At 62.7% G+C, this 576-nt stretch carries 2 protein-coding genes; one reads left to right on the top strand and one right to left on the bottom strand.

Annotated features, from left to right (window positions below; genetic code table 11):
* Window positions 1–464: nitronate monooxygenase (locus IVA92_RS12150; RefSeq protein WP_247534222.1), on the bottom strand; the 464-nt coding region annotated here is incomplete at its 3' end.
* On the opposite strand from IVA92_RS12150, the gene IVA92_RS12145 reads away from it, so the two are divergent.
* A partial coding sequence (locus IVA92_RS12145; protein ID WP_247534224.1) for a hypothetical protein occupies window positions 363–576 on the top strand: 214 nt, incomplete at its 3' end. The genes IVA92_RS12150 and IVA92_RS12145 overlap by 102 nt on opposite strands.

Genomic DNA, 576 nt, shown 5'->3' with positions numbered 1-576 from the left:
GTGCGATGAGGGGCATTGGGCCAGCCGTGACCGAAAAGCGTCGTCCGCACCGTGTAATCTTCCGCTGCATCGATAACCTTCTGTTTATAGACCGTATGCGCGTAGGCTTCTGTCGTAGCGATCAGCCTCGTTCCGATCATCACGCCCTGCGCTCCGAGAGCGAGAGCGGCGGCGAAGCCCCGCGCATCCGCAATGCCTCCGGCTGCAATGACGGGAACGGGAGCCACCGCGTCGACGACCCGCGGTACCAGCGCCATCGTTGTAATATCGCCAGCCAGGTGGCCACCGGCTTCCACACCCTGAGCAACGATGGCATCGACCCCGGCATGAGCAGCTTTTCGCGCGTGGGCAACCGAGCCGACTTGGTCGATCAGTTTCACCCCTGCCGCTTGGGCTGGGCCTACAAAGGGAGCCGGATCGCCCCAAAAGGTCAAGAGGACTGGAACCCGCTCCTCGAGGCACACGTCGATGACCGCCTCGATTGGAAATGGCAGATGCGGTCCACTCAGCAATATACCGACCCCGAACGGCTTTTCGGTGAGCGATCGCAGGCGCCCAATCTCCTCGCGCAGCACC

Origin of the sequence: Bradyrhizobium sp. 154, assembly GCF_023073875.1 — a bacterium.
In the GTDB taxonomy this organism is placed as follows: Bacteria; Pseudomonadota; Alphaproteobacteria; order Rhizobiales; family Xanthobacteraceae; genus Bradyrhizobium.
This window is presented reverse-complemented; position numbering and strand designations above follow the sequence as displayed.